Source organism: Micromonospora sp. 15K316 (genome assembly GCF_004348525.1).
Lineage (GTDB): Bacteria > Actinomycetota > Actinomycetes > Mycobacteriales > Micromonosporaceae > Micromonospora.
The window spans coordinates 1-13518 of the sequence record NZ_SMKG01000158.1 but is presented as its reverse complement, the minus strand read 5'-3'; the positions used below and the strand labels follow the sequence as shown (position 1 = coordinate 13518).

12 protein-coding genes are annotated in these 13518 nt (G+C 71.7%); 7 read left to right on the top strand and 5 right to left on the bottom strand.

The features are described 5' to 3' along the window. Positions 1–67 precede the first annotated feature (67 nt). On the bottom strand, positions 68–790 hold the full coding sequence (locus E1211_RS23600; RefSeq protein WP_243709662.1) for a patatin-like phospholipase family protein: 723 nt from the start codon (positions 788–790) through the stop codon (positions 68–70). Positions 791–963: 173 nt separating this feature from the next. Here E1211_RS23600 and E1211_RS23595 point away from each other — a divergent pair, with 173 nt between their 5' ends. Next, entirely contained in the window at positions 964–1722 is a 759-nt protein-coding gene (locus E1211_RS23595; protein ID WP_132351195.1) for a type III pantothenate kinase, read from the top strand. A gap of 18 nt (positions 1723–1740) precedes the next feature. Here the strand turns inward: E1211_RS23595 and E1211_RS23590 are convergent, their stop codons facing one another. Beyond that, positions 1741–2484, bottom strand: a complete 744-nt coding sequence (locus E1211_RS23590; protein ID WP_132351194.1) for a class I SAM-dependent methyltransferase — start codon at positions 2482–2484, stop codon at positions 1741–1743. 87 nt (positions 2485–2571) lie between these two features. Between E1211_RS23590 and lysS the strand changes: the two genes are divergently transcribed. The 3 genes from lysS to E1211_RS23575 all read left to right on the top strand — a co-directional run bounded on the left by lysS (position 2572) and on the right by E1211_RS23575 (position 7655). Beyond that, entirely contained in the window at positions 2572–4080 is a 1509-nt protein-coding gene (lysS, locus tag E1211_RS23585) for a lysine--tRNA ligase (protein ID WP_132351193.1), read from the top strand. A gap of 112 nt (positions 4081–4192) precedes the next feature. Next, positions 4193–4537, top strand: coding sequence for an Lsr2 family protein (locus E1211_RS23580; protein ID WP_165947327.1), 345 nt, complete (start codon positions 4193–4195; stop codon positions 4535–4537). A 577-nt stretch (positions 4538–5114) separates the two neighbouring features. Continuing rightward, positions 5115–7655: an ATP-dependent Clp protease ATP-binding subunit gene (locus E1211_RS23575; RefSeq protein WP_132351192.1), complete on the top strand. Its 2541-nt coding sequence runs from the start codon at positions 5115–5117 to the stop codon at positions 7653–7655. Positions 7656–7996: 341 nt separating this feature from the next. Here the strand turns inward: E1211_RS23575 and E1211_RS23570 are convergent, their stop codons facing one another. Then, complete coding sequence (locus E1211_RS23570) at positions 7997–8908, bottom strand: A/G-specific adenine glycosylase (RefSeq protein WP_132351191.1); 912 nt, start codon at positions 8906–8908, stop codon at positions 7997–7999. Positions 8909–9004: 96 nt separating this feature from the next. On the opposite strand from E1211_RS23570, the gene E1211_RS23565 reads away from it, so the two are divergent. The 3 genes from E1211_RS23565 (at position 9005) to E1211_RS23555 (ending at position 10947) form a co-directional block, all read left to right on the top strand. Continuing rightward, positions 9005–9517 (top strand): glycine cleavage system protein R, encoded by a 513-nt coding sequence (locus tag E1211_RS23565; RefSeq protein ID WP_132351190.1) that lies wholly within the window; start codon positions 9005–9007, stop codon positions 9515–9517. Continuing rightward, positions 9514–10110: a peptide deformylase gene (locus tag E1211_RS23560; RefSeq protein ID WP_243709661.1), complete on the top strand. Its 597-nt coding sequence runs from the start codon at positions 9514–9516 to the stop codon at positions 10108–10110. Before E1211_RS23565 ends, E1211_RS23560 begins: the two co-directional genes overlap by 4 nt. Positions 10111–10227: 117 nt before the next feature. After that, entirely contained in the window at positions 10228–10947 is a 720-nt protein-coding gene (locus tag E1211_RS23555) for a hypothetical protein (protein ID WP_132351189.1), read from the top strand. Positions 10948–11019: 72 nt separating this feature from the next. Here E1211_RS23555 and disA read toward each other — a convergent pair whose 3' ends face one another. Together disA and radA are read right to left on the bottom strand one after the other, a co-directional pair. Continuing rightward, positions 11020–12195: a DNA integrity scanning diadenylate cyclase DisA gene (gene disA / locus E1211_RS23550; RefSeq protein ID WP_132351188.1), complete on the bottom strand. Its 1176-nt coding sequence runs from the start codon at positions 12193–12195 to the stop codon at positions 11020–11022. 132 nt (positions 12196–12327) lie between these two features. Continuing rightward, the coding region (gene radA, locus E1211_RS23545; protein WP_132351187.1) for a DNA repair protein RadA at positions 12328–13518 on the bottom strand (1191 nt) is incomplete at its 5' end.

Below are 13518 nucleotides of genomic sequence, written 5' to 3'. Positions count from 1 at the left end.
GGTTCAGATGTGTATAAGGGACAGGTGGACCATCATGGTCCGGTCGGGCCGCCGCGCGCCGGGCGGGTCAGTCCCGCCAGAGCGCGGCCACCTCGCCGGCCGCCGCGTCGGCTTGGGCCCGGCCGGCCCGCGCCGCCGCGGCCCGGCGCGCCGGATCCAGCACGTTGCGCCCGATCGCCGCCCGCGCCGTCGGGTCCGGCGACACCACGACCACCCGCGCGCCCTGCGCCCGCAGCGTCGCCACCTGCGCCGCCAGCCGCGGCATCGGACCGAACGCCGCCGTCGTCGGCGCCAGCACCACCACCCGCCGCGCCCCGACCGCCAGGTCCGCGTTCACCGGTGACCGCATCCCACCGTCGACGTACCGCCGGTCGCCGATCGTCACCGGCGGCCACACCCCGGGCACCGCGCAACTGGCGCCCACCGCGTCCACCAGCGACACCCCGGAGTCGGCGTCGAAGACCACGAACTCACCCGAGCCCGCGTCCACCGCGGTCACCAGCAGCCGACCCCGCGGCCACTCCCGCACCGGCAGCCGCGACTCGATCATCGCGCGCCGGGAGGCCTCCGACGGGGCCCGCGCCGCCAGCGCCATCGCCCCGATCCGCGCCCGCGCCCGCACCGGGTCACGGCTTCGCGAACCGGCCCACGCCAACCGCAGCACCGCCGCCGGCCCGAACCGCGCCGCCACCTCACCCTGCGCCGAGGCGAGCTGCGCCGCGTACGACTCCTGCACCGGCCGGCCCGAGCGCAGCTGCGCGCCCACCACCGACCCCGCCGAGGTGCGCACCACGAGATCCGCCTCCGCTGGCGGCGTAAGGGACCGGGTGGCGGGGCCGGCGGTGAGCGAGGGGTCCCGCTCGTGCCGAATCGTCTACGTCATCAGCTCTAAAGCGTCGCCGTGGCCGTAGCGCGGCCCCCGCTCCGCATCCTGCACCGACGGGCGTTGTCTAGGCTTCGTGCGTGCTGCTCTGCATCGACATCGGAAACACCAACACCGTGCTGGCGACCTTCGACGGCGACAAGCTGGTGCACTCGTGGCGGATCAAGACGGACGCCCGGTCGACCGCCGACGAGCTGGGGCTGATGTTCCGGGGACTGCTCGCCGGGGACGCCGTCGAGATCACCGGAGTGGCGGCCTGTTCCACAGTTCCGGCGGCGCTGCGCTCGCTGCGGACGATGCTCGCCCGCTACTACGACAAGCTGCCCAGCGTGATCGTCGAGCCGGGGGTGCGCACCGGAGTCCAGTTGGCGATCGACAACCCCAAGGAGGTGGGCGCCGACCGGGTGGTGAACACGCTGGCCGCGTACACGCTCTATGGCGGTCCGTCGATCGTGGTCGACTTCGGCACCACCACCAACTTCGACGTCATCAGCGAACGCGGGGAGTTCCTCGGCGGCGCCTTCGCCCCGGGCATCGAGATCTCCTTCGACGCGCTCGCCGCCCGCGCGGCCCAGCTGCGCAAGGTGGAGGCCACCCGGCCGCGATCGGTGATCGGCAAGAACACCGTGGAGTGCCTCCAGTCCGGCCTCTACTTCGGCTTCGCCGGGCAGGTGGACCGCATCGTCGAGCGGATGGCCGAGGAACTCGGCGACGTGAAGGCGGTGATCGCCACCGGAGGCCTCGCCTCGCTGGTGATCGACGAGTGCCGCACGATCACCCACCACGAGCCGATGATCACGCTGATCGGCCTCCGGATGATCTACGAACGCAACACGTGATCGGCGGGCGGTTCCCGGTCAGCGGCGCCGGGCCCGCAGCACGACCGTCCGGTACGGCAGCTCCACCGTCTCCCGCCCGGCCAGGTCGGGGTGGGTGGTGAGGAGTTCCCGCAGGCCCCGCTCCACCCGCTGCCGGTCCTCGTCCGAACCGGTGAGCCAGTACGAGCGGGTTCTGATCAGTGCGAGCACGTCGTCCGGTGTGAGCGTGGTGGTGTGGTCGAACTCGCCCACCTCGATCGGTTGGAACTCCGGGCCGAAGTCGGCGTACTTCTCGACCACGTTCCCGGCGTTGTCCCCCAGGTGCGCGATCCGGCCCAGCTCCGCCACCCAGCCGACCCGCTCGTCGCGGGTGTTCCAGATGGGGGCGAAGGTGCCGCCGGGACGGAGCAGCCGGGCTATCTCGTCGTGCGCGCGCTCCCGGTCGAACCAGTGGTACGCCTGCCCGACCAGCACCGCGTCCGCCGTGCCGTCGGGCAGCGGCACCGCCTCGGCGCTGCCCGCGAGCGCCGTGGTGCCCGGCGTGGCCGCGTCGAGTTGGGCGCGCATCCCCGGATCGGGCTCCACCGGGACCACCTCGTGCCCGAGGGCGAGTACGCCCCGGGTCAGGATCCCCGTGCCGGCGCCGAGGTCGACGACGCGGGCGGGCGAGCCGGCCGGATCCCCGAGCGCCCAGCGCAGCGCGGCTTCGGGATAGTGCGGTCGAAAGCGGTCGTACTCCGCCGCCGCAGCCCCGAAGGAGAGGGCTTGAGTGTGATCAACCATGGCGCGGAGGTTATCCCGTAACGGCCGACTGGGGGCTTGAGTACGCTCGGGCGTGACCCCCGTATCTCCCTGACGAGGAAGCATGCCGTGACCGAGCAGAACGCCCTACCCGTGGACCCCGCCGACGACCTTCCGGAGCAGATGAAGGTCCGCCGGGAGAAGCGGGACCGCATGCTCGCCGACGGCGTCGAGCCCTACCCGGTCGGCTACCCCCGCACGGACACCCTCGCCGAGGTGCGCGCGCGCTACGCCGACCTGCCGACCGATACCGCGACCGGCGACCGGGTCTCCGTCACCGGTCGGGTGATCTTCGTACGGAACACCGGAAAGCTCTGCTTCGCGACCCTGCGCGACGGTGACGGCACCGAGTTGCAGGCGATGCTCTCCCTCGACCGGGTCGGCCCGGAGCGGTTGGAGGACTGGAAGCGCCTGGTGGACCTCGGTGACCACGTCGGCGTCACCGGCGAGGTGATCACCAGCCGGCGCGGTGAGCTCTCCGTGCTGGCCGACCAGTGGGCGGTCACGGCGAAGTCGCTGCGTCCGCTGCCGGTGGCGCACAAGCCGCTCTCCGAGGAGGCCCGCGTCCGGCAGCGCTACGTCGACCTCATCGTCCGCCCCCAGGCGCGGGAGATGGTCCGTACCCGGGCCGCGGCGGTGCGCAGCCTGCGCGACTCCCTGCACGGGCGGGGCTTCATCGAGGTCGAGACCCCGATGCTTCAGTTGCTGCACGGCGGGGCCGCGGCCCGGCCATTCGTGACCCACAGCAATGCGTTGAACACCGATCTGTATCTGCGAATCGCTCCGGAACTGTTTCTGAAGCGCGCGGTGGTCGGTGGTGTCGACCAGGTCTTCGAGATCAACCGCAACTTCCGGAATGAGGGGATCGACTCTTCGCACTCCCCGGAGTTCGCGATGCTGGAGACCTACCAGGCGTACGGCGACTACGACACGATGGCCGAGCTGACCCGTAATCTCGTGCAGCAGGCGGCGATCGCGGTCAGCGGCTCGACGGTGGTCACCCACGCCGATGGGCGGGAGTTCGACCTGGGCGGCGAGTGGCGGTCGGTGACGCTGTACGGGGTGCTTTCCGAGGCGCTCGGCGAGGAGGTCACCGTTCGCACCGAGCACGCCCGCCTGATGGAGTACGCCGACAAGGTCGAACTCGCCGTCGACCCGAAGTGGGGGCCCGGCAAGCTCGCCGAGGAACTGTTCGAGGAACTGGTCGTCCCGGGGCTGACCGAGCCCACGTTCATCCGGGACTACCCGGTGGAGACGAGCCCGCTCACCCGGGCCCACCGCACCGAGCCGGGGCTCGCCGAGAAGTGGGACCTCTACGTGCTCGGCTTCGAGCTGGCCACCGCGTACTCGGAGCTGGTCGACCCGGTCGTGCAGCGGGAACGGTTGGTGGCCCAGGCGCAGCTGGCCGCCCGTGGCGACGACGAGGCGATGCGGCTCGACGAGGACTTTCTGCGTGCCATGGAGTACGGAATGCCGCCGGCCGGCGGTATGGGAATGGGAATCGACCGGCTCTTGATGGCGCTCACCGGGCTGGGAATTCGGGAAACGATCCTGTTCCCGTTGGTCCGCCCCGAGTAGTCACCGGTCGCCGCCGGGTTGTCATACCGCATCCTATTGACGCGGCGCGCGTCGTACGGGTTATTGTGCTTGCGAGTTAGCAGGAGCACCCTGCTCGAAAGGAATGTGGGACGTGGCCAAGCAGATCATTCACAAGCTGGTCGATGACCTGGACGGCGGGGACGCGGACGAGACGGTCAAGTTCGCGTTGGACGGCGTCCAGTACGAGATCGACCTGTCGAGTGCGAACGCCGAGAAATTGCGTGACGTATTCGCGCCGTATGTCGGGGCGGGCACCAAGGTCGGCCGCGGCGGCGTGGTGGTCGGTGGCCGGGCGGCCCGGGGCCGGGGCGGCGCGACCGCCGATCGTGAGCAGAACCGCGCGATCCGGGAGTGGGCGAAGAAGGCGGGGAAGGACATCTCCGACCGGGGCCGGATTCCCCAGGAGATCGTCGACGAGTACCACGCCCGGCGCTGACCGAGGCGACTGTAGCGGCGAACGACGCCGGGCCGGAGCGACTCCGGGCCGGCGTCGCCGTGTCTCCGGCCCCGCCGCTGCCGAGACCAGGGGTTCCCGGGCCGACCCGACTCGGCGTGATGTCGACAATGTCTGTTACCGCCCGCTTTTGGCGTCATTGACCCGTTCATGGGCGCAGCGGCGGCCGTCGACGTCGCGGTGGGAAGAAACCCCTGCGGGTCGGCGTTGTCCACAGCCGGTGGAGTCTTCGTCCACAGCCTGTGGATGACTCCCGGGGCGGTCCGTCGAGGGGCCGCCCGGCGCGGATCCGGCCCGTCCGAAGGCCCGGAGAGCCCGTTCGGGCGGCGGTGAGAATTTCGCTCTCCGCGTAGCGCTGGGGGTACCGGAACACCTCCTGAGCGCGCACGGTTGTGCAAAACGACGCGTATGCGGCCGCTGCCGGAGCCACACGACCTCAGCTGAGTCGGTCCGCGGCGATAGAGTAATGAGGCACGGACGCCCGTCCCGGACGTCCGCGCACCGGCCCCGCCAAGATCTTTGACCATCAAGGCGCACGGCACGTGAGGAGCACGAGGGCATGTTCGAGCGGTTCACCGACCGAGCGCGACGGGTTGTCGTCCTGGCCCAGGAAGAGGCCCGGATGCTCAACCACAACTACATCGGTACGGAACACATCCTGCTGGGTCTCATCCACGAGGGCGAGGGCGTCGCCGCCAAGGCTCTGGAGAGCCTCGGCATCTCGCTGGAGGGCGTCCGGCAGCAGGTCGAGGAGATCATCGGCCAGGGCCAGCAGGCGCCGAGCGGGCACATCCCGTTCACGCCGCGGGCCAAGAAGGTGCTGGAGCTGTCGCTGCGCGAGGCGCTGCAGCTCGGGCACAACTACATCGGCACGGAGCACATCCTGCTCGGCCTGATCCGCGAGGGTGAGGGCGTCGCCGCCCAGGTGCTGGTCAAGCTCGGTGCGGACCTCAACCGGGTTCGCCAGCAGGTGATCCAGCTGCTCTCCGGTTACCAGGGCAAGGAGCCGGCTGCCGCCGGCGCCGCCTCGGGTGAGGCCGCGCCGTCCACCAGCCTGGTGCTGGACCAGTTCGGCCGTAACCTGACCCAGGCCGCCCGCGAGGGCAAGCTCGACCCGGTCATCGGGCGCGAGAAGGAAATCGAGCGGGTCATGCAGGTGCTCTCCCGCCGTACCAAGAACAACCCGGTCCTGATCGGTGAGCCCGGCGTCGGTAAGACCGCCGTGGTGGAGGGGCTGTCCCAGAAGATCATCAAGGGCGAGGTGCCCGAGACGCTCAAGGACAAGCAGCTCTACACGCTCGACCTCGGTGCGCTGGTCGCCGGTTCCCGTTACCGCGGTGACTTCGAGGAGCGCCTCAAGAAGGTGCTCAAGGAGATCCGGACGCGCGGCGACATCATCCTCTTCATCGACGAGATCCACACCCTGGTGGGTGCGGGTGCCGCCGAGGGCGCGATCGACGCGGCGAGCATCCTGAAGCCGATGCTGGCCCGCGGCGAGCTGCAGACCATCGGTGCCACCACCCTCGACGAATACCGCAAGCACCTGGAGAAGGACGCCGCTCTCGAGCGCCGCTTCCAGCCGATCCAGGTGGGTGAGCCCTCGCTGGCCCACACCATCGAGATCCTCAAGGGGCTGCGCGACCGCTACGAGGCGCACCACCGGGTCTCGATCACCGACGCGGCTCTCGTGGCCGCCGCGACGCTGGCCGACCGGTACATCTCCGACCGCTTCCTGCCCGACAAGGCGATCGACCTGATCGACGAGGCCGGTGCCCGGATGCGGATCCGGCGGATGACCGCTCCGCCAGACCTGCGCGACTTCGACGAGCGGATCGCCCAGGTCCGCCGCGACAAGGAGTCGGCGATCGACGCGCAGGACTTCGAGCGCGCCGCCCAGCTGCGGGACAAGGAGAAGCAGCTCCTCGGCCAGAAGGCGCAGCGGGAGAAGGAGTGGAAGGCCGGTGACCTGGACGTCGTCAGCGAGGTCGACGACGAGCAGATCGCCGAGGTGCTCGGCAACTGGACCGGAATCCCGGTCTACAAGCTGACCGAGGAGGAGACCTCGCGCCTGCTGCGCATGGAGGACGAGCTGCACAAGCGCGTCATCGGCCAGGAGGACGCGGTCAAGGCGGTCTCGAAGGCGATCCGGCGTACCCGCGCCGGCCTGAAGGACCCGAAGCGTCCGTCGGGCTCGTTCATCTTCGCCGGTCCGTCCGGCGTCGGTAAGACCGAGCTCTCCAAGGCGCTCGCCGAGTTCCTCTTCGGCAGCGAGGACGCCCTCATCCAGCTGGACATGTCCGAGTTCCACGACCGCTACACGGTCTCCCGGCTGGTGGGTGCCCCTCCCGGCTACGTCGGCTACGACGAGGGCGGGCAGCTGACCGAGAAGGTGCGGCGTCGGCCGTTCTCGGTGGTCCTCTTCGACGAGATCGAGAAGGCCCACCCGGACGTCTTCAACACGCTGCTCCAGATCCTGGAGGACGGTCGGCTCACCGACGGTCAGGGCCGGATCGTGGACTTCAAGAACACGGTCATCATCCTGACCACCAACCTCGGCACGCGCGACGTGGCCAAGGCGGTGTCGCTGGGCTTCCAGGCGTCGGAGGACTCCGACTCCAACTACGACCGGATGAAGCAGAAGGTCAACGACGAGCTCAAGCAGCACTTCCGGCCTGAGTTCCTGAACCGGATCGACGACACCATCGTCTTCCACCAGCTGCGCGAGTCGGAGATCCTCTCGATCGTCGACATCATGATCCAGCGGATCGAGACGCAGCTGCGCAACAAGGACATGGGTCTGGAGCTGACCGACAACGCCAAGAAGTACCTGGCGAAGAAGGGCTTCGACCCGGTGCTCGGTGCGCGTCCGCTGCGTCGCACGATCCAGCGCGACATCGAGGACAACCTCTCCGAGCGGATCCTCTTCAACGAGCTGACCCCGGGTCAGATCGTGGTGGTGGACTGCGAGGGCGACCCGAGCGACATCGACAAGTCGAAGCTCGTCTTCCGGGGCGCGGACAAGCCGGACACCGTGCCGGACGCCGTGCCGGCGGACCTCGGTGGCGCTGCCACTGCGGGCGCGGACGACGCGGCGGCCTGACGTCGGGCAGAGGCGGTAAGGGGGCGGGGCCCCGGTGGCGAGAGCCACCGGGGCCCCGCCTTCTTTCGTCGCCCGGTCTTCCCGGGGGTGAGCGTCCCAGCCGGTGAGGCCCGCTCCGCCTGATCGACCCGGGATCAGGGAAGTCGGGGTATCCGCCGACCGGGACACCCCGACGACAAGGAAATCGAGTAGATCAAGGTCCCTCGCCGCCCGGCCGTTCGCGCGGCCGGGCCGTTCGCGCGGCCGGGCCGTTCGCGCGGCCGGGCCGTTCGCGCGGACCGGCCGTTCGCGCCGACCGGTCGCCCCCGCCGACCACCGCCGCGCCGGCGGGCCGGGACGGGTCAGCGGGTCAGGTCGGCGAGCGGTAGCGCGGGGCCGTCGCCGACGAGACGGTACGAGTCGTCGCCGATCGGCTCCACCAGGCCGTCCCGCACCAGGCCGGTCAGGGCCCGGGCACGCTGCTCGCCGTCGCTCCACACCTGGTCGAGCCGCTGCCGCGGCACCGGGCCGGTCGTCTCGCGCAGCACCCCGAGAAGCAGCCCCCGCACCTGGCGGTCGGTGCCCGCGTACCGCTGGGGGCGGCGGGTGGGGCCGGCCGGTGCGGCCTGCCCGGCGGCGCGCCAGGCACAGGTCGACTCGACCGGGCAGGCGTCGCAGCGCGGCGATCGGGCGGTGCAGACGACCGCCCCCAGTTCCATGAAGGCCGCGCTGGCCAGGGCGGCGGCGGCCGGCTCCGCCGGGAGCAGTGCCTCGGTGGCGAGCAGGTCCGCCGGGCGGGTGGCCGGTCCGGCGTCGGGCTCACCGGCCACGGCGCGGCAGACCACCCGGCGTACGTTGGTGTCGACCACCGGGTGCCGTTGCCCGTACGCGAAGGCGGCGACGGCGCGGGCCGTGTACGTGCCGACGCCCGGCAACGCCAGCAGTTGGTCGAGCCGGTCCGGCACCTCCCCGCCGTGCCGCTCCACGATCGCCGTCGCGCACTCCCGCAGCCGCAGCGCCCGGCGCGGGTAGCCGAGCCGCCCCCACATCCGGATCGCCTCGGCGGGAGTGTCCGCCGCCAGCGCCGCGGGCACCGGCCACCGGGCCAGCCACGCCTCGTACGCGGGCAGCACCCGGACCACCGGCGTCTGCTGGAGCATCACCTCGCTGACCAGGATCGCCCACGGGCTGACGCCCGGCTTGCGCCACGGCAGGTCGCGGGCGTTCTCCTCGTACCAGCGGCTGACCAGGGTGGCGAACGTCGACTCAGTCATCGTCCGCCGATCATGTCACGCGTCGGTCTTCCCGTAGCGTGGGCGGCCCGGGCGGGGCAGCTCCGGCACGGGTGGCGGATCGGGCAGAATGCGCGGATGAACGAGCTCGCGATCACCGTCATCGGCCGGGACCGCCCGGGCATCGTGGCCGACGTCGCCGAGGTGCTCGCCCGGTTGGGCGCGAACCTCACCGACAGCACGATGACCCGGTTGCGGGGCCATTTCGCCATGACGTTGATCTGCGTGGGTCCCGCCGCCGCCGAGGTGGAGGCCGCGCTGGCGCCGCTCGCCGCCGACGGTCAGCTGCTGGCGACCGTACGCGCGGTCACCCCGGACGGCGCCGAGACGACCGGTGGCGAACCGTACGTGATGGCCGTGCACGGGGCCGACCGGATGGGGATCGTCGCGGCGATGACCCGGGTCCTCGCCGACGTGGGCGGCAACCTCACCGACCTGAGCACCCGGCTGGCGGGCACGCTCTACGTGGTGGTCGCCGAGGTCGACCTGCCGCCCGGAGCGGCCGACGACCTGAGTGACCGGCTCCACCGGGCCGCCGCCGACCTGGGCGTCGAGGCCAACCTCCGGCCCGCGGACCCGGATCTGCTGTGAGTGACGAGGTGCGCGCGTCGGACGCGCCCGCGAGCGACGGGGAGTACGTCGGGCTGGGCGACTGGACACCGGAGACGCTGGGCGTCCCCGGTGAGCTCCGTCCGGTGGTGACCGCCCCGCATCCGGCGCTCAGCCGGGCGGGCGACACCGTGGACCCCAGCTCGCCCGAGACGGTACGGCTGGCCGCCGACCTGATCGCCACCATGCGCGTCTCGCCCGGTTGCGTGGGCCTCGCGGCTCCGCAGATCGGGGTGGGCGCCCAGGTCTTCGCGGTGGATGTGAGCGGGCACCCGAAGGCCGTCACCGTGCACGGCACCTTCGTGCTCTGCAACGCCCGGGTGGTCGAGGCGACCCGCTGGAAGGCCGGGCGGGAGGGGTGCATGTCGGTGCCGGACCTGACCGGGGACGTGAAGCGGGCCGGCCGCCTGGTGGTGGCGGGCGAGTTGCCGGGCAGCGGTGCGGCCGTACGACTGGTCACCGACGGTTTCGAGGCCCGCGCGCTCCAGCACGAGATCGACCACTGCGCGGGGCTGCTCTTCCTCGACCGGGTCGCCGGCGCGCACGCCGTCTACCAGCGCAAGGTCTACCTCTGAGCCCGGTGTCCGGTGGACTAGGCTGTCGACAGTGGATGCCGATCTTGACGCTTCGGCGAACGTTCCGGCGCGTCGTGCCGCGCCACGACTCTGCTACGCGGATACGGTGGGGGCATCATGCGTCTGACGGTCGGCCCCCTGGCACCCGCCGTTTACTGGCGGCGTCGCGCCGTCGTACTCGGAGCGGGGCTTCTCTTCCTGATTGTCCTGCTCTACTCGTGCACCGGATCGGGTAACACCGGCGACAAGAAGCCGCAGGCCGGGGCGAGCTCGTCCTCGTCGGTCAGTCCGAGCCCGACGCAGACGTTGCTCACCCCGAAGACCGGGGCGCCCCCGCCCGAGACGTCGGAAAGTCCCGACGGCGGCGACGAGAGCGCCGGCGCGCCCACCTCGCAGGGCGACGACGCCCCGACGGCCCCCGCCAACGGAGGGTCGAACGACGGAAGCTGCGCCGACGCCGAGATCAAGGTGACCCCGGTGGCGCTGCCCGCCTCGGTGGGCGTCGGAGCCTCCGTCGACCTGCAATTGAGGATCAAGAACATCTCCGACCGGACGTGCAGCCGTGACGTCGGCGCGAGCCTCCAGGAGATCTTCATCAAGTCCGGTGCGGAGAAGATCTGGTCCTCCGACACCTGCGGTCAGGCCACGGGCTCGGACGTCAAGTCGTTCACGCCGAACATCGAGCACATGTTCCAGGTGACGTGGAACGGCCGGGACACCACCCGGTGCGCGGACGGGCTGGCGGCGGGCCCGCAGGTGCAGCCCGGGACGTACCAGGTCTTCGCCCGGGTCGACACGAAGCTCAGCGAGCCGCTGAAGCTGACCGTCAACGGCTGAGAGCGGGCGGGGGTCGCTCCGGGCACCGGCGGCCGGTCGGGCCGGAGCAGAGCGAACGTTCGCCCGGAACGGTCAGACGTACCGCTCGAGGATGGACGCCTCGGCGAGCCGGGACAGGCCCTCGCGTACGCCGCGCGCCCTTGCGTCACCCACGCCCTCGACGGCCTGGAGGTCCTCCACGGTCGCGCCGAGCAGCCGCTGGAGGCTGCCGAAGTGCAGCACCAGCCGGTCCACCACGGCGGCCGGCAGCCGCGGAACCTTGGCCAGCAGCCGGAAACCGCGCGGGCTGACCGCCGCGTCCAGCGCGTCGGACGCGGCGGGGTAGCCGATCGCCTTGGCGACCGAGACCAGGTCGATCAGCTCGGTGGCGCTGAGCAGGTCCAGCTCGACCAGTGCCTCGTCCAGGGTGCGCGACTTGCGGCCGGCCGGAAGGTAGTCCCGGATGACAAGCGTCCGGTCGGCGTCGACGCCCGCCATCAACTCGTCGAGCTGCAGCGCCAGCAGGCGGCCGTCGGTGCCCAGCTCGACCACGTAGCCGGCGATCTCGTCGGCGATCCGGCGGACCATCTCCAGCCGCTGCACGACGGAGACCGCGTCCCGTACGGTGACCAGGTCCTCGATCTCCAGCGCGGAGAGGGTGCCGGAGACCTCGTCGAGCCGGAGCTTGTAGCGCTCGAGGGTGGCCAGGGCCTGGTTGGCGCGGGAGAGGATGGCGGCCGAGTCGTCCAGCACGTGCCGCTGGCCGTTGACGTAGAGGCTGATGATCCGCATCGACTGGCTGACCGAGATGACCGGGTAGCCGGTCTGCCGGGCCACCCGCTCCGCGGTGCGGTGCCGGGTGCCGGACTCCTCGGTCGGGATGGACGGGTCGGGCATCAGGTGCACGGCGGCCCGGACGATGCGGGTGCCGTCGCTGGAGAGCACCACGGCGCCGTCCATCTTGCACAGTTCCCGGATCCGGGTCGCGGAGAACTCGACGTCGAGGGGGAAACCGCCGGTGCAGAGCCCCTCCACGACCTTGTCGTAGCCGAGGACGATCAGCGCGCCCGTACGGCCGCGCAGGATCCGCTCGAGTCCGTCGCGCAGCGCGGTGCCGGGCGCCATCAACGCCAGGTTCGCGCGTAGCGGGTCACCCACGGCGCCGCCGGTCACGTTCACGCTGATCGGACGGGCCGGCGAGCCCACGGCGCCGGTGCGGGCGTGGGGTGTCGCGCCGGCAGGCTTGGTGGTATCGCGGTCGATCGGCACGGGCACAGTCTACGGACTGCCGTGCGGTGGGTGCTGTCGTGGTTACTGTGATGTGTCACGATGCCCCGTTGCCCGGCCCGTGGCGCGCTGTCCGGTATCGCCCTCGCGGTCCGGCCGCCCGGCCACGGTGGGTCACTCCGCCGACGCGCGCGCGGCACACTGCAGGGCCGACCGGACATCGGTGACCTCCATCACCCGCATCTGGTTCGGCGTCACGCCTGTCGACTCCGGCCCACATCCGGGCGGGACGAGCGCGACCCGGAAGCCGAGCCGGGCGGCCTCGGCCAGCCGGCGCGGCACCGCGCCGACCCGCCGGACCTCGCCGGTGAGCCCGACCTCGCCGATCGCCACGAGATGCGGCGCGATCGCCAGGTTGAGCCCGCCGGAGGCGACCGCGAGCGCCACCGCCAGGTCGGCGGCCGGCTCGACCACGCGGATGCCGCCGACCGTCGCGGCGAAGACCTCCCGGTCGTGCAGGGTCAGCCGCTCGGTGCGCCGTTGCAGCACCGCCAGCACCATCGCCAGCCGGGCCGAGTCGAGGCCGGAGACCGTACGCCGGGGCGAGCCGGCGACAGTCGCGCCGATGAGCGCCTGCACCTCGGTGACCAGCGCCCGCCGGCCCTCCATCGCCACCGTCACACAGGTGCCGGGCACCGGCTCGGCGTAGCGGGTCAGGAAGAGGCCGGAGGGGTCGGCGAGGCTGCTGATGCCGCCCTCGTGCATCTCGAAGCAGCCGACCTCGTCGGCCGCGCCGAACCGGTTCTTGACGCCGCGCACCATCCGCAGCGAGGAGTGCTTGTCGCCCTCGAAGTGCAGCACCACGTCGACCAGGTGCTCGAGCACCCGGGGCCCGGCGACCTGGCCCTCCTTGGTCACGTGGCCGACCAGCACGGTGGCGATGCCGCGCTCCTTGGCGACCGAGACCAGCGCGGCGGTGACCGCCCGGACCTGCGTCACACCGCCCGGCACGCCCTCGGTGGCGGGGGTGGAGATGGTCTGCACCGAGTCGAGCACCAGCAGCCCGGGCTTGACCGCGTCGAGGTGGCCGAGCACGGCCGACAGGTCGCTCTCGGCGGCCAGGTAGAGCTGGTCGTGCAGGGTGCCCATCCGCTCGGCGCGCAGCCGTACCTGGCTGACCGACTCCTCGCCGCTGACCACCAGCGACGGGCTGCCCGCCCCGGCGGCCCACTGTTGGGCCACGTCGAGCAGCAGGGTGGACTTGCCCACGCCCGGCTCGCCGGCCAGCAGCACCACGGCGCCGGGCACCAGGCCGCCACCGAGCACCCGATCGAGCTCACTCACGCCGGTCGGGCGGGCCCGGGC